The organism is Pseudarthrobacter sulfonivorans, from assembly GCF_001484605.1.
GTDB lineage: Bacteria > Actinomycetota > Actinomycetes > Actinomycetales > Micrococcaceae > Arthrobacter > Arthrobacter sulfonivorans_A.
Window position 1 is genome coordinate 3,114,645 of sequence record NZ_CP013747.1, and the last position, 23,957, is coordinate 3,138,601.

Here is a 23,957-nt window from a genome sequence, read left to right on the forward strand (position 1 = left end):
CGTCTCACTAGGCGATCGTCTTAGCGGGCATCCGGATGACCGATAGCGACGGATCGTGACCACCAGCGTGGTCGGCCGCCAACCCAGCGGCTCGTGCGCCAGACGCCGGGTCACTGTGTCGCGCGGCGATCCCTCGCATCCGCAGCGACCACCTCTCATCCGACCCGTCGGGCTCGACGACGCGACAGGCCAAGACAGCACGGTCCGTCTCGAACCGCTGCCCGGTCACTTCGAGACCGAGCTCGTCGAGTCGGCAGAACACGGTCAGTTCAGGGCAGGCAAGCCCGCCCCAGGGGTAGCGTCAGGCACGTCGAGGTCTTCCGGATGGGCAGTGTGAGAACTTCCATCTTCGGGAGACCTCGACCCCTACCCGGCCACCGACGCGTCGACCACCGCCGCCGACAACATCACACGCCCGCTACACCCTCAACTGTGAAGAGCTGCTAATGTGGGGCACCCCAAATCAAAGGAGAGCCCCGTGGGCAAGGTGGTCATGTACAGCTCGGTGTCGGTGGACGGCTTCGTCGCGGACGAGAACGACCAGCCCGGACCGCTGTTCGACTGGTTGTCCAGCGGTGACGTCCCGTTGGACGAGAGCGGCGAGGTGAAGGTGTCGCAGACGTCCTACGACTACACCCGGCCGTACTGGGACCAGATCGGGGCGACAATCGTCGGCCGCCACGTCTTCGACATGACATGATCCGTGTCCGCTATCTATGTATGTGAATCGCAGCGGTAAATGGCGGCGTTTTTGCAGCGATTCACACTCACTTTCTTGAAAAAAGTGAGAGAGCGTTGGTCAAAAACCTGCGTTAAGTGAGAGAGCGTCTGAAGGGGTTGGAGGTGGGGTGGGGGTGGGATTAGGGGCGGGCGCCGAAGCCGCCTCCGCCGCCCGGGCCCTGGGCCGCGGTGTACTCGCCGGCGGTCACGGTGCCCACCTGATCGGCGCCGTCCAGGGAGCCCTCGCCTACTCCGGCGCTGACCGTGGCCGTGCCGCCGGTGTAGACGGTGTACTCCTCGCCTTCAGTGATCGCTGCCGAGGAGAACACTAGCGACGCCGTCGTCTTGGTGGTCACGAAAGCACCCACCACAGTGCCGCTGGAGTCAGCGATCTGCACCACGGTGCCGGCCGGAACCGATGACCCGAGCGTGACCTGCACGCCGGACTGCGTCGATGAGGTGCCCGGCGTGACCACCATGCCCACGCTTCCCGCCGCTGCCACGGTGCCGCCGGTGACGGTCAGTTCGCCGTTGACGTCCAGCGCCCCGTTGCCGGAGTTGGTGGGGCCGTTGACGACGACAGTGCCGCCGGAGATGCTGGCGTTGCCGTTGGAGTCCAGCCCGTCGCCCTGCGCGTTGATGGTCAGCGAGCCGCCGGTGATGTCCACGGTGTAGTCGCCCACGGCCATCTCGCCGCCGCCCCCGCCCATTCCGCCCTGGGCCGAAGTGGAGGTGGAGGCCCCGCCCGAGGCGTTCACACCGTCGTCGTTCGCGGTGACGCTGGCCGTGCCGCCGGACATCACGATGTGCTGGGCCTCCAGGCCCTCCTCGGATTTGGCCACCGTGGTGACGCCGGCGGCGATGGTGAGCGTGTTGAAGGCCTTGATGCCATCGTCCACCGCGCTGACGTTCAGGGTGCCGCCGTTGATGAGGACCCAGCCGCGGCCTTCGTCCTCCTCGTTGTCCGACTTGAAGCCGTCGTCGCCGGCGGTCACCTGGTAGGCGCCGTCGAGCAGGACCGCGTAGTCCTTGCCCACGATGCCGTCGTCGGTGGCGTTCACGGTGACGTTGCCGGCGGCCAGCACAAGCCCGTCCTTGGAGGAGATGCCGTCGTTGAAGTTGCCGTCCACACTCAGCGAGCCGGTGCCGGCGATGGTGAGATCGGCCATGGAGTAGAGTGCCGCGTTCGGGGCGTCCTCGGCGGTGTCCGTGTAGGTGGACGGGTCGCTCAGCGAGTTGGACGTGCCGTCCTCAAGGAAAACAATGGCCTCATTGGCGCTCTGCACCACAAACGGCGAGCCGGTGGAGCTGGAGATGTCGGCGCCGTCCAGGATGATGCGCACCACGTCCTCCTCGCCTGCGGCCACCACCACCTGGCCGTCGGACAGCGAGCCGCTCAGGCGGTAGGTGCCGGCCGCGCTGATGGTGACGGTGTCGCCGTCGACCGTTACAGCGTCCGACGACGTCCCGGAGGCAACGCTGCTGGCGTCGCCCGCCAGGGTCACGGCTACTTCGGCGGCCGCGTCCCAGGTGAGGTCGTCGGCGTCGTAGTGTGTGTCGGCGGCGAGGGTGTCCAGGGAAACCGCGGCCTGGGCCGTGCCGGACGTGGTGGACGAGTTGGAGGTGCTGCCGGTGGAGGTGGTCCCGGTGATGGACGTTCCCGTGGCGGTGCCGGCGGCGGAGCAGCCGGCCAGCCCAACGGCGAGGGCGAGGGCGGTGACGGACAGAGCAGTGCGGAAGCGGTTCATGGTGTGTTCCTTCGAGATCAGTGGGGAGGTGGGTCAGGCGGCGGGGCGGAGGTTCATGGTGCGGCGGAGCGTGCGGTTCCAGCGGTTGGCTGGCAGGTCCGGGCAGAGCGCGGCCATGCCGGTGGCGAACTTCGAGATCCTGGAGGGCCGGATCCCGTGGGCCCAGAGGTGCCGGTCCAGCGGGCCGGAGGCCGAGCCGGACTTGGTTTCCAGGATCACGGCGCCGTCCAGGACCCAGGCCTGCTCGCCGGGCCGCTGCCAGGTGACGTCGGTATCGATGGTGGCCCGGCTGCCGGATTCCGGCAGGTAAAGCGTGGTGCGGTGGTAGCGGGTTTCGAGGACCGGCCCGAGGGCTCCGTCCGGCGCCCCGCCCACCGCGGCGGCGAGGGTTTCGTGGACGTAGTGCAGGCCTTCCGCGGTCAGCCGGGCACGGTCCGTGAGCTCGTAGGGGATGCGTTCCTTGACGGTGGCTTCGCGGGCGCCTTCGGTTTTGACCTCCAGGAAGCTGATGGCGCTGTCCACATAGGTCCTGGTGCGGACCTTGTAGCGGCGCCGCCGGCCGTGGGCGGCCAGGCGGTAACTGTCCAGCTGCGCGGTATCGAAGTAGACGGAGTCGTAGGCGAAGCAGCGGGAGCCGTCCATCTCCAGGACCCGGACCTCGGCATCGAACGTGGCCAGGAGCTCCTGGGCCACGTCCTCGGGGACCACGTACTTGCGGTCCACCCGGGTCTGCAGCGCGGCTTCGGTGTTCAGTTCGTCCAGCCCCACGGCCGGCAGTCCGCTGAGGCTGCTGACGACGCCTGCGGGGGCGTTCACGCCGCACCGGCAGAGGCATGGACGGGTTCTGCTGCACGCTCGGTTTCTGCCGCACGGACGGGAGCGGACGACGTCGGCACCGGTTCCTCTGCGGGGAACGGCACCGGAGGTGCCGGTACTGCGTGCCGGGGCGCCGCCGTCGTCATGGCCGGAAGGTACGCCACGGCTGCCGGGGCGGCCGCGGGGGTGTAGGCGTAGCGGACGTCCACGATGGTTTTGTCGTTGACCAGGTCCAGTTCCTGGACGGTGGCGGAGTGGACCTTGCCGTGCAGGACTTCCTCGAGCCGTGCGTACAGTTCGCCGTCTTCGGCCAGGGCCCGGTCCAGAATCACCGTCTGGTGCCGGTGGGCGGGCAGCACGCGAGGGTGGTCCCCGATGAACATCACCAGCAGGATCAGGCCCATCAGCGAGGCAGTGAGCCAGACGGGTTCAATGCCGAGGCCGGCAATCAGGCCAAGTGCCAGGGCCGAGAAGTAGTAGGCCACCTCGTGCTGGGCCAGCTCGGTGGACCGGAGCCGGATGATGGACAGGACGCCGAAGAGGCCAAGTCCCAGGCCGAGCCCGGCCGCGGAGCCTGACAGCGCGGTGGCCACGGCCAGGACGCCCATGTTCATGCCCAGGTACGAGACCACCAGGTCGCGGCGCCGGTGGCGGCGAAGGTAGAGGACGAACGTAAGGATGCTGATGGCCGCGAGGTCTGCGGCGATGAAAATGAGGGAAGTCATCGGGATTCTCCGGAATCTGTTGGTGGGCTGTTCTCTACGATCCCGGGCGATACTGTGCGGGTGCTGTGACGGAACCTAGGCACGAATATGAGTGCCGGCTGGGCGCTCCACTGCTGTTTCCCGGGAGTCATGCAGCCGCCGTTCCTCCTGGCGGACTTCGATCGATAGGATCAAACCCGTGCTCCAACTCAAACGCCTTGCGGTTTTCTGCGTGTTCGCGATTTGCGTCATCACCGCGGTGTCATTCTGGGCGCTCGGGCAGTCCGGCGCGGACGCCCGCGGGGCTCTTCCTCCTCCGCCACGGTCGGAGGCGAAACTCGAAACGCCCGCCACCGGCCTTACAACTGCCGTGAATATCACTCGGAACGCGGACGCTGAGTGGCTCAACCTGGCTGCCGCACAAACCGGTATACCCGCCCGCGCGCTTCGGGCCTACGTGGGTGCGGCCAGCGCGGCCAATCATTCCGCTCCGACGTGTGGGATCGGCTGGAATACGGTGGCGGCGATCGGCTTCATCGAATCCGCCCACGGAGCTTACGGCGGCGGAAGCCTGACCCCCGCAGGGCAGGCGAGTGGACCAATTGTCGGCCCGAGCCTGGACGGCAACGGATTCGCCGCCATCGCTGATACAGACGACGGCGTCCTGGATGGCGACGCTCGCTGGGACCGCGCCGTAGGACCCATGCAGTTCATCCCCTCCACCTGGGAGCTTGCGGGACGAGACGGGAACGGTGACGGAGAAGCGGATCCCTTCAACATCGACGATGCCGCCCTCAGCGCTGCCGGTTACTTATGCGCTCATGGCCCCGACCTCACCGCCGCGAACGGATGGACTGAGGCCATCTACTCCTACAACCAGTCCGATTCCTACGTGGACCAGGTGCGCCGCCAGGCCACCTCCTACGCCGAGAAGACGGGCACCACCGGATAAGGCGAGCATTACTCCGGCTACCGGCGCAACTTCCCGGGGTGGTGGCCGCGGCTCAGGTCCAGAGTCTGGTTCTGAGCCTCCCGTGCGGCGCTTCTGGCCGTGTTCCCCGCTGCGTTCCTGGAGAAAAGGAACCGCTGCTGCACTACATAGCTGACGGCCAGGAGCGCGATTTCGGCCAGGATCTTTGCCGGCAGGGCGGCCACGGAGAGCGAGTCCAGGGCAGAGATGAGGCCGTAGTTGGTGGCCAGGAGGACAAGAACCAGGCCGAAGTAGCGCACCCCGGCAGCGGCGGCAGGTCTGTCCCGGCCGTGCTGGAACACCACGCGGCGGTTGACCAGGAAGTTCACCGCGGAGCTTACGACCCGGGCTCCCACCACTGCCACCAGCAGCGAGTCGGTCACCAGCGTCAGGAGTAGGAATACCACGGTATCCACGAGGAACGCCGCGAAGGAGGACGCCAGGAACTTCAGCAGCGGCGCGTAGATGCGGACAGAGTCCGCCACCGGCCGGAAATGGGACGCCGAATTGTGGTCCAAATAGACCGTGGCGATGTCCACGGTGGTGATCGCATAGCCGGCCGGTTTGGCTTCCAGCAGGAGGTTCAGTTCGTATTCGTAACGCTCACCACGGACGGACCGCAGCCACGGGAGCATGGACGCCGGGTAGCCGCGGAGGCCTGTCTGGGTGTCGGAAATGCGCTCGCCGGTGGCCAGGGTGAACAGCAGCCGGGTGGCGCTGTTGCCGAATCTGCTGCGGGCCGGGACGTTACCGTTGAAGTTCCGGGTTCCCAGGACCATGGCCGGTGAGCCGGGCTGGACTGCGGCCGCCACACGCAGGATGTCCACGATGGTGTGCTGGCCGTCGCTGTCGGCACACACCACGTTGCGGCCCGGGAGGTGGTCGGCGATGAACCCGAACCCGGTCTTCAGCGCGAAGCCCTTTCCCCGGTTGCGGGCGTACCCGATGACGTGGCACCCGAGGGCCTTGACGCCGTCGAACACGGCCTTGTACTCAGGCCCGCTGCCGTCATCAACCACCACCACGGTGGCCCACGGCTTGGTTTCGCGGATGGAACGGATCAGGGCGGGCAGCTGCTGGTCCGGCTCGTACGCCGGGATCAGGATGATCATGGCGGGCCCTACTCCGCGATGTAGAGGATGTCGGAGGTGCCGCGTTCCTTGTTCTCACCCAGCGGGTTGTTGACCAGTTCGCCGTTGAAGTACATGGTGGAGGATCCGCCGCCGTCGAGGTTGTACGCGGTGGTGGCGCCGAGGCCCTGCATGATTTCGGCCAGCCCGGTCATGGTGACGCCGGCGCTGTAGCCGGGGCTGCGGCCGTCCACCACCACAAACACCAGGTGGTTCTCGTCGATGATGCCGACAGCGGTGCGCGGCTGTTCGCCCTGGATGGAGTGGTTGCCGAAGTTGGTGTCCACCTCCACGTCCTCGATGCCCGCAGCCACTTCGCCGTTGTCCAGCAGGGACGGGCCGAAGGAGAGGGTGTTCCAGACGCCGTCGGCCAGCAGCTGTTCGGCGGTGGTGGCGGTTTCGTCGTAGACCTTGACGGTGCCGTCGCGGTAGAAGGCCAGGCCTTGCCGCGCGCCGTCGTCGCGGAACACCACGCCGTTGCGGATCACGATGCCGGTGTCGCGGAAGCCGTAGTAGTCGCCGTTGATGGCGAAGACGGCACTGTTGGCCTCGGCGATGGCGGACGTGGTTTCGGTGATGTTTTCGCCGAAGCTGTTGTTGGCGAAGGCTGACTGGAGGGTGGTGGCATCGCGAAGCACGACGTCGGCAACGTAGTGGGTGACGGTGCTGTCGCCGCTGCCGGTGGTCACCGTGGAGATGGTGATGTTCGAGCTGTCCGACACGTAGGAGGTGTCCGTGGTGACGGCGCTGGCGGTGGAATCAGTGGTGGTGTCCGCCGTCGTGCTGGTGGACGTTCCCGTTTGGCTGGCCTGGTACGCGGAGACGTCCGAGATTTCCACGTGCTGGACCACAAACCGGTCCAGCGCCCAGGCCGTGGCACCTCCTGCCGAAAGCGTCAGGGCCACGGCCCCGGCGACGATGGCGCGCCGGACGCGGCTGCCCTTGCGTGGTTTGTTCTTGAGAGGAGTCATGCCTCATTTGTAGGCAGCCAAGCTATCGCTTCGATTTGCCGAGGATGTGCTGAGGCTGTGAAAGGGTACGCAGTGTTGGCCGACGGCGCCGAATTCGCGCAGAGCGGGCAGGCGCGAGGGTGCGGCTTACTGCTGCCGTTGCGGTGTCGACTGCTGGCGGGCGGGGGTATCCGCCGGGCAGAGCCGCAGTGCGAGGTCCTGCAGTTCCTTGGGGTGGAACGGCTTGGTCAGGTAGGCGGCAGCGCCGGAGGCCATTCCGGCCAGGATGTCGTCCTCCTCGGACCTGGCCGTGAGGAACAGCATGGGAGCGGTGCTTAAGGCACGGATTGCCCGGGCTACGACGTGCCCGTCCATGTCCGGCAGGCCTAAGTCCAGGGTGATCAGCGAAACCGAGGGTTCCGCGGCCGCGGCAATTCCTTCGGCGCCGTTGGCAACCGAACGAACGGAAAAGCCTGCGCGGGTCAGGACCACCGTGATGAGACCGCGGATGTCGTCGTTGTCCTCGATGACAAGACAGATGCGTTTTGTTTCCATGAAAGCCCCTCAGCCAACTTTGCCACCAGTTTACGGGGCCGGTGGGGTGGAAAACGTCACAATGACATATTCCGCAAACCGCCCCGCCGGTCATCGCAGCGGTCCCTTCGCTGGCCGCCGGCCGTGGGCCGGTTCAGCCGTCGTAATGGGTCCGGGCCGGCCCTTGGCCCAGCGCATTCACCACGGCCGCGGCGACGATATGCAGCTTGGAATTGCGGGTGCTGGACGCCGCTTTGAGGAGTTCGAACGCGTCCTGCTGGCTGCACCGGTTCTGGGCCATGATGATGCCCACCGCCACGTCGATCACCGTGCGTGATTCGAGGGTGGCACGCAGATGCGCCGCAGTCTCGCTGTAATGCGCGAAACGCACCGCAAGCCGCAGGGCCAGTGAGGTTTGGCGGACGAAGTCCTCCGCAGCCGTCAGGACGCGGCCTTCGAAGCGGGAGGTCCGGTGGGAGTAGAGGAGGAGGGTGGCTTTGGTTTCCCCCTCCAGCCGGAACGGGATGGCCAGGACTGAACGGATGCCTTGGTCCAGGACGGCTTCGCAGTATTCGGGCCAGCGCTCTTCGTCGTTCACATCAGGAACATGGACCGTCACCTGCTCCAGCGAGGCAGCCATCCCCGGGCTTTGCTCGGACTGACATTCAATCTGGCTGACAGCGCGGGCAGCGGTGCCGCTGCTGGCAATAGTGGCGGCCTTGCGCTGGCGCAGGAGCGTGATACCGCACAGCACTTCGTCGCCGGATTCGGAAAGGTTGCGGGCCGACACCCGGGCAAGCTCATCCAGGAACTCCTCTACGTCGGAGCTGTTGAGGAGTTCTTCGTGCAGGTGCTCAGTGATTGATGTCGCTGTTTTTGCTGTTGACTCGCTGGCCACGGTTCTTAGTGCCATTCGCTCAGGTCAAAGGAGCCGGCAACCCTCCGCACAACCCGCCGTAGTGGCAAAAGGGTGGCGACGGTCGCTGGATCGACGAACTGTCCAACGGCCTGCTGCTAAACCGATATCCAGAAGTATATACAGGCCAGAGCCTTGGGAAGCGCCACAAGGCGGCCAGGCCAGGGGGACTCAAGTACTACCTGCTTACCGTGCGGGTGGCACCGCCGGGGATCCGGCAGTGAGGCCTCTGGGCTTGAAACTACAAGGAGTGCGGCGGGTTCCCGAACGCCCGCACGAGAGTCCTTGCACATCGGACACCTCACGCCTCGTCGACGAAAACCGAGTACCCTGCCCCTCATCCAAGAGGTCGTCGCCGAGGAGGTCTGCAAAAGTCCAGTACTGCTACGCGTTGTTGGGACCAATGGGGCCGGGAAGTATGGGCGTCATCGATCAGCCGGAAGCAAGGTCCCTTAGTGGTTCCCGATGGCTGTGCGTCTCAGCATCTGTCTTTACCCCCAGCCCAAAGGAGTCTCTCTCATGCGCAAAATGACCAAGAAGAACAAGGTCCTGGCAGCAGCCGGTGCCCTGGCACTGGTGGCCGGCGGCGGCGGCGCTGCCTACGCCTACTGGACCACCACGGGCGACGGTTCAGGCTCCGCTGCCAACTCGAACGGCGGCGGCACCGTGGCGTTGACCGCCCAATTTAGCCAGGGTCTGACTCCGGGCAACTCGGTACCAGTGGAGTACTACGCCGAGAATGAAACCGCATCCGGAACTCGCGTATTCAGTGTTTCGCCCACGGTCAGCATCACTCTTGCGGCCGGTGTCACGGGCACCTGCGACACTACCTGGTTCACCCCGACTGCTCCGGTTGTCGCTGGTGGAGTAGCCGTCGCTGCAGGCGCGACGGCGTTGGTGAGCACAGGAGATCTGACGTTCGCAGACAGTGCAACAGTCGACCAGAGCGCCTGCAAGGGTGCAACGGTGACGCTCACTCTCGAGAGCGACAAATAGTCTTCGCCGGCGGGGAGGAGCAGAACCTCCCCGCCGGCGAATTCCACCTCCTCCCACTCAATTAGGAACAGGCCAGAAGGGCTGAACGTGCAGAAATATTCTGGGTACTTCCGCACAGTCATGCGAAGAACCACCACCGTAGCGAAGGTGCTGCTGGTGGGTCTTGTAGTGATGCTCGTTTCGGCGGGCACTATCTTCGCGGCCAGCCAGGGCGGGAGCCAGGGCAACAACACAAAGGGCGTCACCATCCAGGTGAATCCCTCCAGCCGGACGGTTGACCGGGGCGAACCGGTCAACTATTCGGTGTCCCTGACCTCCACCAACGGGTTCAGCGGCAGCGTCACCCCCACTGTTTCGGGCCTGCCGGCCAGTACGACGGCAGCCTTCACACCGGCGTCGGTGACGCTCGCTTCGGGCAAGACTGCCACCGTCACGCTCACGGTGGCGACGTCGGCAACCACTCCGGACGGCAAAGCGGACCTGACCATCGCCACGGCCGCCGGCGCAAGCCAGGCCGCCGCCGTCGTGGTCCAACTGCACGTCCTTTCGTCCAAGAAGTCCTTCACGATTTTCGGGAATCTGGGCACGCAGCTAACGCCGGGTGCCACGCTGCCGCTGAATCTTTCTTTTGCCAATCCCAACAACAAGAGCCTGGCGCTGACCAGCCTGTCCGTCGCCATCACCGGCATCACCCGGACGCAGGCGGCAGCGGCAGCAGCGCTTCCCTGCACGGCGTCGGACTACGTGGTGACCAACTACGCCGGCTCCTATCCGTTCACGGTTCCTGTGGGCTCCAGCTCGCTCCAATCACTCGGCATCGCTCCGGCACTGTGGCCCAAAATCGCCATGCTGGACACGGCGCTGAACCAGGACGGCTGTAAGGGTGCCACCCTGCAGTTCTCCTACTCCGGAGCAGGAGAGGGGAACTGAGATGACACGCACAACGAAAACCACCTCCCGACGGCTGGCTGCCAGGACTGCGGCAGCAACCGTCACCCTCTGCCTCGTCACGGGAGTGGGCGGAGCGTACGCCTACTGGGCCACGGTGGGTGCCGGATCCGGCGCTGCCACCAACGGCACCATGGCCACCGTCACCGTAGAGGCCCTCGTGGCGGGCGACAGCCCGCAGAACACCCTTGCCCCGGGCGGCACCGCCGATGTTGCCGTCCGGGTGCTCAACCCCAACGGCCACGCCGTGCAGGTCTACGCCATCCGCGGCAACGGGGCCGCGACGGCGGACGCCGGCCACCCTGGCTGCACCACCACCGGCGTGACCTTCGTTGAACCCGCCGCTCCGCTGGCCCCCACAGTGAGTATTCCGGCGAATTCGTCCGTGCTGATCACCCTGCCGGGCGCCGCCGCCATGTCCACGGCATCAGTGTCAGGCTGCCAGGGCGCCACGTTCAGTCTGCCCGTCACTTTGGAGGCACGGAAATGAGCCGCCCCATCCAGACCCTGCCGCACGTGCAGCCGCCGCGGGCGCGCCGGAAGGCCCGCATTGCCAGCATTATGGCTGCGGCACTCGTGATTTCCTGGGGAGCCCCGGCGGCCGACGCCTACTGGCAGACCCTCAGCAGCAACAACGGCGGCGCCGGGGCCGATGCCATCGTTGCCGTGGCCGCGCTGACGGCGTCCGCTTCGGCAGGTGCCGCCTCCGTCAGTTGGGCCCAAAGCACGACGGCGGCGGGCCGGCCGGTCTCCGGCTACACCGTTGCCCGCTACTCGTCCGAGACCGGCGGTACCAAGGTTGCAGCGTTGGGAGGCTGTGAGGGCACGGTCACAGCGCTGACCTGCAGCGAGGCTGCGCTGCCGGCCGGCACCTGGTACTACACCGTGACCCCTGTGCTCGCAGCATGGGCGGGGCCGGAGTCTGCCCGCAGCGGGGGAGTGGCCGGAACTCCGCTGGCCTCTCCGACAATCGATCCACCAAGTCCCGTGAAGATCGCCAATGCTGACCGGGCTGAGGTCAGCGGCACTGCTGGTGCCGGCTGGTCCGTGACCGTCACCGCCACCGACGCCGGGGGAGCGTTTCGAGTTTCTCAACCCGTGAGTGCCACTGGCTCCGGTCAGTGGACAGTTAGCAACTTCAACCTCACCGGCCTGGCTGATGGCACTATCAGCTATACAGCCGTTGCCACCGATGCAGTGGGTAACGTTAGTGCGCCAGGAATAGCGGCCACGACAACCAAGGACACGCGGGCACCCTCGGTAGCTGCAGTTACCCTCTTCAACGGCAGCGGAAACGCAAAAGACGGCAAGGTGGATGTCGGCGACAAGGTGGTCATCAAGTTCTCCGAAGCCCTGGATGCATCATCCATCTGCAGCGACTGGAACAACACCAATCCCGTCCAGTCAATTACTGGATCCGGGGTAGTAGTCGCCATCAACAGCAGCAACTCCTTGTCAGTTTCGGCTACCAGTGGCTGTCCCACGCTCAGGTTTGGGTCAGTTGCTTTGGGGGCTTCCTACTATGGATCAGGCAACCTGCAGTTTGGTGGCTCGTCGCTGGCGTGGGACCAGTCGACCCTACAACTGACAGTCACACTTGGCAGCGTCTCAAGTGGCAATCCAGGCAATGCCACTCAGCAAGCCAATATTCCGAGGTACACGCCTCAAACAGGATTGACAGACATCGTGGGAAATCCGCTTCCAATCACGCAGATCAGCGGGGCGCCTGCTTCCAGGTTCTAACCCCCTCAATCCAGCGCCAGTCTCCGGATCCCTCCCCGGAGGCTGGCGTTGTGCTGCGACTTGTGGGCAGAATGAAGCACACGTTGGCGCTGCCGACAGTGGACCCGAGACCAGCCGGCAAGGACGCCGTGGAGGGACAGGAAATGACCAGACTGCTCATCATCGGGCCGCCGGGCTCAGGGAAAGGCACCCAAGCGGTGCAGATCGCCAAGCACTTCCGCATTCCAACCGTATCCACGGGCGAAATCTTCCGGATCAACGTCAGCCACGAGACGCCGCTGGGCGTAGAGGCCGCCAAGTATCTCGACGACGGCGCTTTTGTCCCGGACCATCTCACCAACGCCCTGGTCAAGGACCGGCTCCTCGACGCCGATCTGCAGCCCGGTTTCCTGCTGGACGGATACCCCAGGACAGCTCCCCAGATCATGGAACTGGACAACATACTGGCGTCCCAGGGCCACCGCCTCGACGCCGTGGTGGAACTCCGCGCACCGGACTCCGAACTGGAGCAACGGATGCTGCGGCGGGCCAAGGAACAAGGCCGGAAGGACGACACCATCGACGTGTTCCGGCACCGGCTGGACCTCTACCACCGCGAAACCCACGAGGTCGTGGCGGTCTACGCCGGCCGGGGCATATTGGTTTCGGTGGATGGCAGCGGCGACCCAAGTGCCATCACCACACGTGCCATTGCCGCCGTCGAAAAGTTCCTGGCCACCCGGGTGTCCCCATGAGAATTGCAGTGACCGGCGGCAGCGGAAAACTGGGACGGCATGTGGTCCGCAGGCTGACCGACGACGGCCACCAGGTGCTGAACCTGGACCGGGCGGGGGAGCGGCACCGCGGGTTGGCAATCGTGGACCTGCGCAACTATGGCCAGGTTCTTGACGTGTTCCTCGGTCTCGACGACCGGCATGACGGCTTCGACGCAATCGTCCATCTGGGAGCCATCCCGGCGCCTGGCATCATCCCGGATGCCGCCACCTTCGAGAACAACATGCTCTCGACCTACAACGTCTTCCAGGCGGCGCGGAGGGCCGGCATCAAGAAGGTGGTTTACGCCTCCAGCGAGACGGTGCTGGGACTGCCGTTCGACGTCGACCCTCCCTACATCCCGGTGGATGAGGAATACCCGGCCCGGCCCGAGAGCACGTACTCACTCGTGAAGCACCTCGAGGAGCAGATGGCGATCCAGCTGACGCGCTGGGATCCGGAGCTCAGCATTGCGGGCCTGCGGTTCTCCAACGTCATGGATCCTGAGGACTACGAACGGTTCCCGTCGTTCGATTCGGACGCCAGTGCGCGGAAGTGGAACCTCTGGGGCTACATCGACGGGCGCGACGGCGCACAGGCCGTGGCGCGTGCGCTGGAAAACGGCCAGCCCGGGTTCCAGGCTTTCATCATCGCGAACGCGGACACTGTCATGACGCGTTCCAGCGCCAGCCTCGCCGCGGAGGTGTTCCCCAACGTCACCGTGACCAAGGAGTTGGACGAACACGAGACCTTGCTGTCCATCGACAAGGCCCGGCGCCTGTTGGGCTACGAACCTGAACACACGTGGCGGACCTACCACTCCAACAGGACCACGCCCACGGAAGACTGAATCGCGGAAGGCTGAACCCGAAAGCAGGCCACTGAGGAGGGCGGTCCCTCAAGAATTCCGCAGGCGCCGAAAGGTTGGCGCAGGATCAGCTCAATTCCCGGCCGCGGCGCGTGGCGGGCTCCTAATCTGGTGATAGGCGGGGATTTGTTGCCGCCAGCATCAATCCAGACCGTCACACTAGGACCCCGCCATGCGCACCTTCCGTTTTGTGCTGACCGCTGCCGCCATGCTGATTTCTGCGGTGGCCCTGACCGCCTCGGGCCTGCCCGCCGCCGCCGTTGCATCGCCCGTTGCCCCGGGCGGCAACGACGCAAGCGTCCGCTATCTGGTCCACTTCACCGCGGAAACGGACGTCCCGGCCGAGGCGGCGCGCCTCAAGTCCCAGGGCCTCGGCGTCGGACGCTCCTTTTCGCACGCCCTGCGCGGCGCCGTGGTCACGGCGACGCCGGCGCAAGCCGCGGCATTGTCCCGTGCGGCGCGCGTCGCGTCGGTTGAGGTGGATGCGCCCATCACACTCTCCGCAACGCAGCAGCCCGCGCCATGGGGGTTGGACCGCGTGGACCAGCGTCCCCTGCCGCTTTCCGGTTCCTACACCTGGACCGCCGCCGGCGCCGGAGTCAACGCGTACGTGGTGGACACCGGCGTGCTCGCCTCCCACTCAGAGCTTGCCGGCCGCGTGGCAGCAGGCTGGACGGCAGTGGCCGATGGCCGCGGATCTGGCGACTGCAACGGCCACGGCACCCACGTGGCCGGAACGGTGGCCGGGACCGCCTACGGCGTGGCAAAGGCGGCGACGATCGTCCCCGTCCGGGTGCTGGACTGCTCCGGCTCCGGCTTCAACTCCGACGTCGTTGCCGGCCTGGACTGGATCGCCGCCAACCACGCCGCGGGAACTCCCGCCGTGGTGAACATGAGCCTGGGCGGAGTGGCCAGCACGGCCGTGGATTCGGCGCTCCAGGGTGTCATTAACGACGGCGTTACTGCAGTGGTTGCCGCCGGCAACTCCGCCGCGGACGCCTGCGGGAGCTCGCCGGCGCGGCTCGCCGCAGCGGTCACGGTGGCAGCCAGCGATTCCGCCGACCGTCAGGCCTCCTTCTCCAACTTCGGTTCCTGCGTGGATCTGTATGCACCCGGCGTCGGTATTATGTCCGCGTCGTACACCTCGGCCACCGCAACCGCCTCCATGTCCGGCACCTCCATGGCGGCGCCCCACACGGCCGGCGCCGCGGCCGTGTTGCTGTCCCAGAACCCGGCGCTCACACCGGCCCAGGTCGCTGCGTCGTTGACCTCGAACGCCACAGCCGGAGCCATCACGGGCATCGGAACCGGAACGCCGAACCGCCTGCTGTACGCCGCGGCACCTGCCCCAGCCCCGGCACCTGCACCCGCGCCGGCTCCCGTGGCGCCTGCCCCCACTGTTACGGCCAAATCACCCGCACCGCAGTCGACGGCGGTGCCCGTTGCCGGCAACGTGACGGCCACGTTCAGCAAGGCTGTCCAGGGTGTTGGTGCCGGAACATTTGTGCTCCGGAACGCCGCCGGCACCGCCATCCCGGCAACGGTCAGCTACAACGCCACAACCAAAACGGCCACCCTCGATCCCACCGCCAACCTGGCCGCGGATGTCACCTTCACCGCCACGCTGGTGGGCGGCGCCACCGCCATCCGCGACACCGCAGGCACGCCCTTGGCCAGCACGAGCTGGACGTTCACCACCGGCCCCGCGCCCACGGTCACGGGGTTCACGCCGGGCAGCAACTCCGTCCTGGTCCGGCGGAACAACAACCTGTCGGTGACCTTCAGCGAGCCGGTCCAGGGCGTCGGCGCCGCCACGTTCACGGTGAAGAACGCCGCCACCGGGGCTGTGGTCCCGGCCGCCGTCTTCCGCAACGGAACCACCAATCAGTGGATCCTGGACCCGCAGAACACCCTGGCAGCGAAGACGAAATACACGGTGACCGTGACCGGCGGCGGGACGTCCATCCGCGACCTCGCAGGCAATCAGCTGGCCACGAAGACGTGGCAGTTCACCACGGGTTCGTTCTAGCCGTCCGCGAGGGAAGGGGAGGCCGACGGCGGCAATTGGGGGGCGCCGTCGGCCTCTGTTGTGTGCTGCGGGGTTGTGTGCCGCGGGGACGCATCCGGCGTCACGCCCTGGTGGTGCTCGGACCAGATATGGCCCACTTCTTCGGCGAACTGTTCCACGATCCTGCTCATGGCGGCATGCGCGGCGCCGGCCTCACCGCGCTGGATGGCGCTGGCCACGTCAACGTGCAGCTGCAGCGCTTCGTGATGCGGGAGGTCCGGCATCAGGCCGTGTTCGGTCCGGCCGGTGAGGACCTCGGCCACAAGGTTCTGGAGCTGGGCAAACATGGCGTTGCCTGATGCGTTGAGCACGGCGGCGTGGAACTCCACGTCCAGCCGGAGGAATTCCTCTTGGTCGCCGCGCTGGCCGGCCGCCCAGAGCCGCGCTGCGAGGGAGACCAGATCGCTGCCGGCATCCCAGGACGCCCGTTCGGCGGCGAGCCGGGCGGCCTGCGGTTCGATCGCGCCACGGAGCTCGTTGAGTGCCTGCAGCTGCTCCAGCCGGCGGGACGAGGCCAGCCGCCAGCGGATTACCTGGGGATCGTAAAGGTTCCAGGCCTCTTCGGGCTGCACCACGGTGCCGAACCGCCTGCGGGATGCGAGCATGCCCTTGGATGACAGAACCCGGGCCGCTTCCCGGACCACCGAGCGGGATACCTTGTGCTGCGCCTCCAGCTCATCCAGCCGCACCACCGAGTTCGGAGCCAGGGACCCCTCGGCGATCGCGAGTCCCAAACTCTGGACCAACGCAGTATGCCGGTCTGTAGGGGACTCCGCCTTTGGGGTTTTCATAGATAAATCATACTGGTCGCCGAAAGGGGTTGTTTAAGTCTGCCTTATTTACCTATGCTCTCTTCCAGAGCAGATGTAAAGATGCATTTGTAGATGGCTGGACAGTGACGTCAGCCTGGAAGCAAGGGAGTCGTCATGAAGCGACGTTCAGTAATGAAGTACGCGGCAGTTGCCGCGGCACTTTCCATGGGGCTCACCGCCTGCGGCGGCGGCAGCGGCAGCAGCGCCGCCAAGGAATCCGGCATCGTCCGGGTAACTCTCGCAAACCACGTCTGGACCGAAGGCATCAAGGCCGCCATCCCGGAATTTGAGAAGTCCTCCGGGCTCAAGGTGGAACTGACCCAGCTCGGCGAAGACCAGCTCTCGGACCAGTACAACGTCAAGCTCAACGCAGGCAGCGACGAGATCGACGTGATGATGTACCGCCCGCTCCAGGAAGGCAGGGCGTTCGCGAAGAACGGCTACCTCGCGGACCTGACCAACAAGGTCTCCTCGGATTCCGGCTGGGACTGGAAGGACTACCAGGAGGGCCCGGTCAAGGCCACCACCGCTGACGGCAAGGTTGTGGGCGTCCCCATCATCACCGAGCGCGAAGTCCTTTACTACCGCAAGGACCTGCTGAAGGCCGCCGGTCTTGAGGTCCCCAAGACCATGCAGGAGCTTGAAGCGGCCGCCAAGGCCATCAAGGAATCCAATCCGGACACGGCCGGCTTTGTGGCCCGCACAGGCAAGTCCGCCGCCGTCACCCAGTTCTCCAGCTTCCTGTACAGCTTCGGCGGCGACTTCACCGATTCCAGCGGCAAGTCCACCGTCAACTCGGACGCTGCCAAAGAGGCCTACGCGTACTACGGCGGCCTGATCAAGAACTACGGCCCCGCCAACGTCAGCACGGATATGAGCTGGCCCGAGGCGATGGCAATCTTCACACAGGGCAAGGCCGCCTTCTACACCGAGGCAGACTCGCTCTACAAGAACGCCACCGATCCGGCCAAGTCCAAGGTGGCCGAGACTGTCGGGTTCGCTGCCCTGCCCGCCGGTCCCGCTGGCTCCAAGCCGTACAACATCCCGTCCTGGGGCCTGGCAGTGAACGAGGCCTCGGGCAACCAGGACAACGGCTGGAAGTTCATCCAGTGGGCCACGAGCAAGGAACGCACCCTGGCCGCACAGAAGGCGGGCGTCCCCGGACCCCGCGCCTCCGTCTGGGCTGACTCCGCGGGAACCTCCACATACCCGAAGGACCTGGCCGAAGCCATTGCCGCCAGCGCCAAAAACGGTGTGGGCCACGACCGTCCCGAGGTAGTCACCGTTGGCAAGGCCCGCGAAATCGTGGGCGAGCCGATCGTCGCCAGCATCACCGGCGCCGACGCTTCCGCCGCAGCAGACTCGGCCCACGTGGCCTTCCAGAAGTTCCTGGACAGCGAAAAGAAGTAACGCACGCGGTGCACGGGGCCTCAGTCAATGAGGCCCGGTGCACGCAACAGCCTCGGCGGGACGGCAGTGACGCTGCCGTCCCGCCCAGGCCATTCTTCACCCCCCAACTCCTTAGGTGAACCATGTCTGTAATGACTCCTCCCCGCAGCGCAGCCCGGAACGCAGGTCGTGCTCCCGGTGCCCGCGAAAAATTCTCTGACTGGGCCAACCGGCACCGCAAATGGCTCTTCGCAGCCCCGGCGATGGCCTTCGTCGGCGTCCTGATCATCTTTCCGCTGGCCTGGACGCTGTACCTGAGCCTCACCGATTCGCAGGGCTCCGTCCGGGCAGCCACCGAATTCATCGGCCTGGAAAACTACCTGACGGTCCTGTCCGACGTCGAGCGCTTCTGGCCCGCTGTGGGCCGCACACTCACCTTCACCGGCATTGCACTGGTGTGCGAAGTGGCGCTGGGCATGGGCATCGCCCTGCTGCTGTGGCGGCCCTTCCGCGGCGAAAAGTGGGTCCGCGTGGCCATCCTGCTGCCGCTCGTGGCAACCCCGGTAGCCGTCGGCATGATGTGGCGGCTGATCTTCGACCCCAACATCGGGTTCGCGAACCAGCTGCTCGCCGCTGTGGGCATCCCCGCCCAGCCCTGGCTCTCCGGCCAGGACACCGCGCTCGGCACCACCATCTTCATGGACGTGTGGCAGTGGACCCCCATGGTGGTCCTGATCCTGCTCGCCGGCCTGACCTCCCTCTCCGAGGAGCCCGACGAAGCGGCCCGCATGGACGGCGCCAACGCGTTCCAGCGTTTCTTCTTCATCACGCTGCCCCTGATGATGCCCACCGTGATTGTGGCCATCCTGCTCCGGGGCATCGACGCCCTGAAGACCTTCGACATCCTGTACGCCACCAAGGGCAAGGGCGGCGGGTCCTTCCACGAGGTGGAGACCCTGAACGTCTACGCCTATGGGCTGAGCTTCGACTACAACCAGTACGGGCTGTCCTCCGCGGTGCTGATCCTGTTCTTCATCATCATCATCGGCTCCATGTGGCTGCTGACCATGCGCAAGAAAGCGGTAAGCAAATGACCGTCCTGAACGAAAACACCGAAACCCAAACGTCCGCCGGGCAACCCCGGCAGCCCCGGCCGGTCCGCCGCCCGAAGAAGCCCCTCGGCACCCGCGCCTACAAGGTCTTCCGCGTCGCGGCCCTGATCGCCGTGGTGCTGTTCCTGGTCGCGCCGCTGTTCTGGATGCTGCTGGCCTCGCTGAAGACCAACGTGGACATCTACGACACCGCCAAATCGTTCATCTTCAGCCCCACGTTCGAGAACTACGCTAACGTGCTGCAGCGCAACAACTACTTCGTCTTCATCTTCAACAGCTTCTGGGTGGCCTTTGTCTCCACGGCCCTCTCGCTGGTGCTGGGCGTCCCGGCCGCGTACGCCATGAGCCGCTTCACCATGCACCGCTCAGCCCTGGTGGTCCTGATGGCCCGCGTCATCCCGGGTGTCTCCCTGCTGGTGCCCTGGTACTACGTGTTCTCCAACCTGAAAATGGTGGGCGGGTTCGAGGTACTGATCCTCAGCCACATGTTCGTTGCCCTGCCGCTGATCGTCTACATCATGATGAGCTACTTCGATTCACTCCCGCTGGAACTGGAGGAATCGGCCCAGGTGGACGGACTCACCCCCATCGGCGCGTTCCAGCGCATCACGCTGCCGCTGTCCGTGGCCGGCATGGCCACCGCAGGCATCCTGTCCTTCATCTTCTCGTGGAACAACTTCATGTTCGCCCTGGTGCTCTCCGGGTCCAAGACCAAGACGCTGCCGGTGGCCATCTTCGACTTCGTCTCCTACGCCAGCATCGACTGGGGCGGACTCATGGCGGCCGCCACCGTGGTGACCATCCCCATCATGATCATTGCGCTCTTCACGCAGAAGTACATCGTCTCCGGCATGACCGCCGGAGCTACCAAGGGCTAGGTCCGGTATGACACTCATCAGCAGAATAGAAACCTTCCTCGTCGCGCCGCGGTGGCTGTTTGTCCGAATCGAGACCGAGAGCGGGATTGTCGGCTGGGGCGAGGCAACCTGCGAGGGGCGCAGCGAAACGGTCCGCACCGCCGTCGGCCAGCTCTCGGAGCTGCTGATCGGCAACGACGCCCTCCGGATCGAAGACCACTGGCAGGTCATGACCAAGGGTTCCTTCTACCGCGGCGGACCCATCCTGGCCAGTGCCGTCTCCGGGCTGGACCAGGCCCTCTGGGACATCGCGGGCAAGCACTTCAACACCCCCGTACACCAGCTCCTGGGTGGCCACGTCCGCGACAGGATCCGGATGTACGGCTGGGTGGGCGGGGACGAGCCGAACGAAGTGGCGGACCAGATCAGCGCCCAGCTGGAAGTGGGCCTGACCGCCGTCAAGATGAATGCCAGCGGCCGGATGAGCCCCGTCGCCTCGGTGGCCGAGATCGACGGCGTCGTCCGCCGTGTTGCCGCTGCCCGCGAGGTGCTGGGGGACCACCGCGACGTCGCGGTGGACTTCCATGGCCGCTTCAGCCTGGCCAACGCCCGCCGGGTGGCGCCGCTGCTGGAACCGTACCGGCCGTTCTTCCTCGAAGAACCGGTGGTTCCGGAAAACACGCACCTGCTGCGCGAATTCACCTCTTCAACCACGACGCCGGTTTCCACCGGTGAGCGGCTCTACAGCCGGCAGGAATTCCTGCCCGCTCTGCAGGCTGGCATCGCCGTGGCCCAGCCTGACCTCTCGCACGCCGGCGGCATCACCGAGGTCCGCAAGATCGCTTCGCTGGCGGAAATCTACGACGTCCAACTGGCCCCGCACTGCCCTCTGGGGCCGCTGGCGCTGGCAGCGTGCCTGCAGGTGGGCTTCGCAACGCCCAACTTCCTGATCCAGGAACAGAGCATCGGCATCCACTACAACAAGGGCGCCGAAGTCCTGGACTACGTCGTGGACAAGTCCCCGCTGAAGTTCGTGGACGGCCACATCGAACGGCTGACCGGTCCCGGCCTCGGCATTGAAATCGACGAGGCCGTGGTCCGCGCGGCGGACAAGCGCGGCCACGCCTGGCGCGGGCCGGTCTGGCGCCACTCGGACGGAGCATTTGCAGAATGGTGAACAACATGACTGACAGCGCTGACGTTTCTGACAGCACGGACATCACGCCCGAAAGCCTGCTGGCCGGAATCCGGGAGTCGCGGCTCGTGGGAATCGTGCGCGGCACCGACGGCAAGGCCGCGGCGCAGGCCGCCCTCGCCGCGATGGCGGAAGGGTTCAGGTTCGTCGAGATCGCACTGACCACGCCGGGGGCGCTGGATGCCATCCGCGAGGTCCGCGCCGCCGCACCGGCGGGCTGCTACGTCGGCGGCGGAACCGTCCTGACCGGGCAGGACGTGGACGACGTCGCCGAGGCCGGCGGCCAGTTTATGGTCACGCCGTCCCTGGCCGCATCCATCCAGGAATCGGCGCGGCAGGGAATCCCGGTCCTGGCCGGTTCCCTGACGCCCAGCGAGGCGTACGAAGCGATGAGCCGCGGGGCCACAGCCATCAAGCTCTTCCCCGCATCCATCGGCGGCCCGGGCTACCTCAAGGCGCTGCGCGATCCCTTCCCCGGGATCCCGTTCATCGCGGTGGGCGGTGTGGGCATTGACGAAGCGGCGGGTTACTGGGAAGCCGGCGCGATCGCCGTCGGGCTTGGCGGGCCGCTGTTCGGTGATGCCGGCTCCGGCGGAGACCTGGCCCCGATGCGGGGGCGTGCCCGCGCCTTTGTGGACCTGGCGGACTCCTTTGCCCGCCGGACGGCCGCAGCGGCTGCAGCGACCGCCGCAGCAACCGCCGCTGCGGGCGTGCGGTGATCGCCGCCGTCGACCTTCTGACCTTCGGCGAATCCATGGTGTCGCTGCGGTCAGCCGGGCCGCTGTCCGCCGGCGGCAGCCTGGCCATGCACGTGGCCGGTGCTGAATCGAACGTCGCCGTGGGCGTCGCGCGGCTGGGACACACAGTCACGTGGGCCGGTGCAGTTGGCGCCGATCCGCACGGCGAATTCATCCTGCGGCAGCTCCGCTCCGAGGGCATCGGGACGCAGTGCCGGGTGGATCCGTCCCGCAGCACGGGCGTGATGTTCCTCGAACAGCGGACCGCGGACGTCACCCGGGCCTTCTACTACCGCGCCGGTTCGGCCGGTTCCACCGTCAGCCGGGACGACGTGGACAGTGCCCTCGCTGCCGGACCGCGCGTGCTGCACCTGACCGGCATCACCCCCGCCCTCAGCCCGGAAGCCCGGAAGGCGTTTGAATACGCTGCCGAGTGCGCCGCAGCCGACGGAGTGTTGGTCTCCCTCGACGTTAATTACCGCAGCAGGCTCTGGACCCGGGACGAGGCCCGCGCCGTGCTGGGCCCCATCGCGCGGCACGCCGACATCCTGATAGCGTCCGACGACGAACTGGACCTAGTGGCGTCCGCCGCCTTGAGCGGCTCCGATTCCCTGGGGTACGACGACGCCGAAACTGCGCTCGCTGCCTCGTTGCTGGAGCAAGGGGTCGGGGAAGTCGTGGTCAAGCGGGGATCCGCCGGCGCCGGCGTCCACACCGCCTCCGGGCGGTTCGAGGCGCCCGCCGTCGCGGTGACAAGCATTGATACCGTGGGCGCGGGGGACGCCTTCACCGCCGGCTACCTCTCTGCCCTGCTCGACGGCGAGGATGTTGCCGGCCGCCTGCAACGCGGCGCCGTTATGGGAGCCTTCGCCGTCAGCACCGCCGGCGACTGGGAGGGCCTGCCCAGCCGCGCCGAGCTCGCCATGCTGGGCGCCACCGCCAGCGGAACCACCCAGCGGTAGCGGCCTGGTCGTGTCTGGGCTTGTCTGTCTGGGCTTGCACTCCTTGGCTCGCATTCCCCGGGCGCGGAGCAGGCAGGTACTGACAGTGCCTGCCGCCCGGGACCGCGGGCGCCTACCGTAGGGGTATGGGAGACGTGCGCGCGGACATAAAGGAGTTTCTAAGTTCCAGGCGGGCGCGGATTTCGCCCGAGGAAGCCGGGTTGCCTGCGTACGGCGGGAACCGGCGGGTCGCCGGCCTGAGGCGTGAGGAAGTGGCGATGCTGGCCGGTGTGTCCGTGGACTACTACGTGCGCCTGGAACGCGGCAACCTCGCCGGGGCTTCCGATAGCGTGCTGGATGCCCTCGCCCGCACGCTGAAGCTGGACGAAGCCGAGCGGGAGCATCTTTTTGACCTCGCCCGCGCCGCCGGGCCGGCTCGCAGGAGCCGCAGTAAGCCGTCCGGTACTGTCCGCCCTGAAGTCCAGCAGGTCCTCGATGCAATGGCTGACGCGCCGGCGTGGGTCCGCAACGGCCGCCATGACATCCTGGCTGCAAACCGGATGGGGCGGGCACTTTACGCACCCGTGTTCAAAAGTGCGCACCGGCCCGTGAACACCACCCGGTTTACGTACCTTGACCCGGCGGCCCGGGAGTTCTGGCGCGATTACGATCAGATCGCCAACGATGCCGCAGCGATGCTCCGGCTTGAAGCAGGCCGCCACCCGCACGACCCCGACCTGATCCGGCTCGTTGGCGAGCTGTCCACGCAGAGCGAGCTGTTCAGGGACCGGTGGGCTTCCCGGGACGTGGTCTTCCACCGCAGCGGGCTCAAACGGCTGCATCACCCGGTGGTGGGTGACCTCGACTTGAACTACCAGTCCATGGAGCTGCCCAGCGAGCCGGGCCTGGTGCTGAACGTCTACACCGCACCGGCGGGCTCCCCGACGGCTGATGCCTTGCAGCTTTTGGCCTCCTGGGCTGCCACGCACGATGACGCGTTCGCCGAACCAGCACCTACGGCCAAGCACCCGCAGTAGGGGAGGTCAACAG

General features: G+C 66.3%; 23 protein-coding genes and 2 pseudogenes. 16 read left to right on the forward strand and 9 right to left on the reverse strand.

Features of this window, described 5'->3' with window-relative positions; genetic code table 11:
• Positions 1-27: 27 nt before the first annotated feature.
• A pseudogene (locus tag AU252_RS14070) lies at positions 28-309 on the reverse strand (ISL3 family transposase); the annotation flags it as partial.
• Between the two features lie 169 nt (positions 310-478).
• Here AU252_RS14070 and AU252_RS14075 point away from each other — a divergent pair.
• Positions 479-697: pseudogene (locus AU252_RS14075) on the forward strand (dihydrofolate reductase); the annotation flags it as partial.
• A 163-nt stretch (positions 698-860) separates the two neighbouring features.
• Here the strand turns inward: AU252_RS14075 and AU252_RS14080 are convergent.
• The 3 genes from AU252_RS14080 to AU252_RS14090 are packed head-to-tail and all read right to left on the reverse strand — an operon-like array spanning position 861 to position 4,009.
• Positions 861-2,468, reverse strand: a complete 1,608-nt coding sequence (locus AU252_RS14080) for a carbohydrate-binding domain-containing protein (RefSeq protein WP_058931262.1) — start codon at positions 2,466-2,468, stop codon at positions 861-863.
• Positions 2,469-2,501: 33 nt separating this feature from the next.
• Entirely contained in the window at positions 2,502-3,284 is a 783-nt protein-coding gene (locus tag AU252_RS14085) for a polyphosphate polymerase domain-containing protein (protein WP_058931263.1), read from the reverse strand.
• A complete protein-coding gene (locus AU252_RS14090) occupies positions 3,281-4,009 on the reverse strand; it encodes a DUF4956 domain-containing protein (RefSeq protein ID WP_083510400.1) in 729 nt (242 codons plus the stop codon). The genes AU252_RS14085 and AU252_RS14090 overlap by 4 nt, the downstream gene beginning before the upstream one ends.
• A gap of 178 nt (positions 4,010-4,187) precedes the next feature.
• Here AU252_RS14090 and AU252_RS14095 point away from each other — a divergent pair, with 178 nt between their 5' ends.
• On the forward strand, positions 4,188-4,940 hold the full coding sequence (locus AU252_RS14095; protein ID WP_058931264.1) for a lytic transglycosylase domain-containing protein: 753 nt from the start codon (positions 4,188-4,190) through the stop codon (positions 4,938-4,940).
• A 17-nt stretch (positions 4,941-4,957) separates the two neighbouring features.
• Here the strand turns inward: AU252_RS14095 and AU252_RS14100 are convergent, their stop codons facing one another.
• The 4 genes from AU252_RS14100 to AU252_RS14115 all read right to left on the reverse strand — a co-directional run bounded on the left by AU252_RS14100 (position 4,958) and on the right by AU252_RS14115 (position 8,470).
• Positions 4,958-6,070 (reverse strand): bifunctional glycosyltransferase family 2/GtrA family protein, encoded by a 1,113-nt coding sequence (locus AU252_RS14100; RefSeq protein ID WP_058931265.1) that lies wholly within the window; start codon positions 6,068-6,070, stop codon positions 4,958-4,960.
• Positions 6,071-6,078: 8 nt separating this feature from the next.
• A complete protein-coding gene (locus AU252_RS14105) occupies positions 6,079-7,059 on the reverse strand; it encodes a phosphodiester glycosidase family protein (RefSeq protein WP_058931266.1) in 981 nt (326 codons plus the stop codon).
• Between the two features lie 126 nt (positions 7,060-7,185).
• Positions 7,186-7,593: a response regulator transcription factor gene (locus tag AU252_RS14110; protein ID WP_058931267.1), complete on the reverse strand. Its 408-nt coding sequence runs from the start codon at positions 7,591-7,593 to the stop codon at positions 7,186-7,188.
• A 133-nt stretch (positions 7,594-7,726) separates the two neighbouring features.
• Positions 7,727-8,470 carry a GAF and ANTAR domain-containing protein gene (locus AU252_RS14115; RefSeq protein ID WP_058931268.1) on the reverse strand — a complete coding sequence of 248 codons (744 nt, stop codon included), beginning with the start codon at positions 8,468-8,470 and terminating at the stop codon, positions 7,727-7,729.
• A gap of 537 nt (positions 8,471-9,007) precedes the next feature.
• Between AU252_RS14115 and AU252_RS14120 the strand changes: the two genes are divergently transcribed.
• The 7 genes from AU252_RS14120 (at position 9,008) to AU252_RS14150 (ending at position 15,825) form a co-directional block, all read left to right on the forward strand.
• Positions 9,008-9,484, forward strand: coding sequence for a hypothetical protein (locus AU252_RS14120; protein WP_058931269.1), 477 nt, complete (start codon positions 9,008-9,010; stop codon positions 9,482-9,484).
• An 87-nt stretch (positions 9,485-9,571) separates the two neighbouring features.
• Positions 9,572-10,414, forward strand: coding sequence for a hypothetical protein (locus tag AU252_RS14125; RefSeq protein WP_240484186.1), 843 nt, complete (start codon positions 9,572-9,574; stop codon positions 10,412-10,414).
• A gap of 1 nt (position 10,415) precedes the next feature.
• Entirely contained in the window at positions 10,416-10,922 is a 507-nt protein-coding gene (locus AU252_RS14130) for a hypothetical protein (protein WP_058931271.1), read from the forward strand.
• Positions 10,919-12,175, forward strand: coding sequence for a hypothetical protein (locus AU252_RS14135; RefSeq protein WP_058931272.1), 1,257 nt, complete (start codon positions 10,919-10,921; stop codon positions 12,173-12,175). The genes AU252_RS14130 and AU252_RS14135 overlap by 4 nt, the downstream gene beginning before the upstream one ends.
• Before the next feature lie 143 nt (positions 12,176-12,318).
• Positions 12,319-12,909 (forward strand): adenylate kinase, encoded by a 591-nt coding sequence (locus AU252_RS14140; protein ID WP_058932953.1) that lies wholly within the window; start codon positions 12,319-12,321, stop codon positions 12,907-12,909.
• Positions 12,906-13,778, forward strand: a complete 873-nt coding sequence (locus tag AU252_RS14145; RefSeq protein WP_058931273.1) for an NAD-dependent epimerase/dehydratase family protein — start codon at positions 12,906-12,908, stop codon at positions 13,776-13,778. The genes AU252_RS14140 and AU252_RS14145 overlap by 4 nt, the downstream gene beginning before the upstream one ends.
• Before the next feature lie 190 nt (positions 13,779-13,968).
• Positions 13,969-15,825, forward strand: coding sequence for a S8 family serine peptidase (locus AU252_RS14150; RefSeq protein ID WP_240484187.1), 1,857 nt, complete (start codon positions 13,969-13,971; stop codon positions 15,823-15,825).
• Here AU252_RS14150 and AU252_RS14155 read toward each other — a convergent pair.
• A complete protein-coding gene (locus tag AU252_RS14155; protein ID WP_083510401.1) occupies positions 15,822-16,655 on the reverse strand; it encodes a FadR/GntR family transcriptional regulator in 834 nt (277 codons plus the stop codon). The genes AU252_RS14150 and AU252_RS14155 overlap by 4 nt on opposite strands.
• A 135-nt stretch (positions 16,656-16,790) precedes the next feature.
• Between AU252_RS14155 and AU252_RS14160 the strand changes: the two genes are divergently transcribed.
• The 7 genes from AU252_RS14160 to AU252_RS14190 all read left to right on the forward strand — a co-directional run bounded on the left by AU252_RS14160 (position 16,791) and on the right by AU252_RS14190 (position 23,944).
• Positions 16,791-18,086, forward strand: a complete 1,296-nt coding sequence (locus AU252_RS14160; protein ID WP_058931274.1) for an ABC transporter substrate-binding protein — start codon at positions 16,791-16,793, stop codon at positions 18,084-18,086.
• Positions 18,087-18,217: 131 nt separating this feature from the next.
• Positions 18,218-19,159, forward strand: a complete 942-nt coding sequence (locus AU252_RS14165; RefSeq protein WP_083510402.1) for a carbohydrate ABC transporter permease — start codon at positions 18,218-18,220, stop codon at positions 19,157-19,159.
• Positions 19,156-20,055, forward strand: coding sequence for a carbohydrate ABC transporter permease (locus tag AU252_RS14170; protein WP_058931276.1), 900 nt, complete (start codon positions 19,156-19,158; stop codon positions 20,053-20,055). Before AU252_RS14165 ends, AU252_RS14170 begins: the two co-directional genes overlap by 4 nt.
• 7 nt (positions 20,056-20,062) lie before the next feature.
• On the forward strand, positions 20,063-21,211 hold the full coding sequence (gene dgoD, locus AU252_RS14175; RefSeq protein WP_058931277.1) for a galactonate dehydratase: 1,149 nt from the start codon (positions 20,063-20,065) through the stop codon (positions 21,209-21,211).
• A 5-nt stretch (positions 21,212-21,216) separates the two neighbouring features.
• Positions 21,217-21,948, forward strand: coding sequence for a bifunctional 4-hydroxy-2-oxoglutarate aldolase/2-dehydro-3-deoxy-phosphogluconate aldolase (locus AU252_RS14180; RefSeq protein ID WP_058932955.1), 732 nt, complete (start codon positions 21,217-21,219; stop codon positions 21,946-21,948).
• Positions 21,945-22,928: a sugar kinase gene (locus AU252_RS14185; protein ID WP_240484188.1), complete on the forward strand. Its 984-nt coding sequence runs from the start codon at positions 21,945-21,947 to the stop codon at positions 22,926-22,928. Before AU252_RS14180 ends, AU252_RS14185 begins: the two co-directional genes overlap by 4 nt.
• Positions 22,929-23,053: 125 nt before the next feature.
• Positions 23,054-23,944, forward strand: a complete 891-nt coding sequence (locus tag AU252_RS14190; RefSeq protein WP_058931278.1) for a helix-turn-helix transcriptional regulator — start codon at positions 23,054-23,056, stop codon at positions 23,942-23,944.
• Positions 23,945-23,957 lie beyond the last annotated feature (13 nt).